Here is a 1,156-nt window from a genome sequence, read left to right as displayed (position 1 = left end):
ACGTATATTTCATTGAATTAGTTATTTGATAAAACGAGAATTGGGCCCGAAACGGACCCAACTCAATATATGTCTTTTATCATAACTGGCCATCGAAAAACGTCAAACGCTCTATTAATAATTAAATAATTGCTTGTTATCTGGTCTGACGGGCACGACAAGTAGTTTTTGTATCTTCTAATTAACGGTAACTTACTAAAGACCAAGACGAAAGCCAATATCTGAGAATTCAGAGTTCGGATGTGCATAAAGTCTATCCGATACGCGGCTTCCCCTATAATCATAGAGCCAACTGCCACCACGAAGCACACGACGAGTAGTAATACCAGAAGGTGGTCCTGTAGGATCTGTCACACTTCCAGATGAATAACTACCATAATAGTCTTGACACCATTCCCAAACATTTCCACTCATATCATATAGTCCCAATTCATTAGGCGCTTTGGTGGCAACCTCATGAACTTGACCACCACTATTATCCTCATACCAAGCTACGTTACTTATATTATTACTACCTGCATACTTATAGTGTTTAGTCTTTGTGCCACCACGGGCAGCGAACTCCCATTCTGCCTCTGTTAACAAACGGAATTGCATACCCGTCTTTGCACTCAGTTGTTCAACAAACCACGAGGCTTCATGCCAAGTAATATCTGTTTTAGGATTCTTTGGATTATTATTAGAACTGATTCCTAATACGGTATTCCATAAAGCTTCTGTAACTTCTGTCTCACCAATATAATAACCACTAAGAGTTACACTATGAATAGGTCTTTCATCCGAATCATAATCGTAGCCCTGTTCCGAGGTAGCTCCCATCCAGAATGTGCCACCATCTACACGGATCATATTGAAAGACACATTACCTACTTTTATCGTCAATACAGGACTAATGCCTTTTTGGCTGACACTTACTTTTAATATCGTCTCTGAATCAGAAAACGTTATTGTCGTTTGTCTTGTAGTTGTATTTGGATTAGCAATAGCTTTCACAGTGATATTAGCATCGCCACTACCAGAACGCGATGATAAAGATATCCAGTCTACATCACAAGAAGCAGTCCATAAAGAATTGCATTTTACCGTTATAGATTCTGTACCACCATCGCCAGAAAAAACTATATTACTAACATCAAGAGTAAGATACTTTTTGGCA

General features: G+C 38.9%; 1 protein-coding gene. It reads right to left on the bottom strand.

All coding sequences use genetic code 11. From position 1 onward, the window contains the following. Positions 1-195 precede the first annotated feature (195 nt). Positions 196-1,156 (bottom strand): SUMF1/EgtB/PvdO family nonheme iron enzyme (locus tag BMY16_RS15245; protein ID WP_170836147.1); only part of this gene is annotated, 961 nt, incomplete at its 5' end.

This window comes from Prevotella sp. ne3005 (assembly GCF_900110085.1).
Lineage (GTDB): Bacteria > Bacteroidota > Bacteroidia > Bacteroidales > Bacteroidaceae > Prevotella.
Note: the sequence above shows the minus strand (reverse complement) of the source record. Positions and strands in the feature narration are given on the sequence as shown.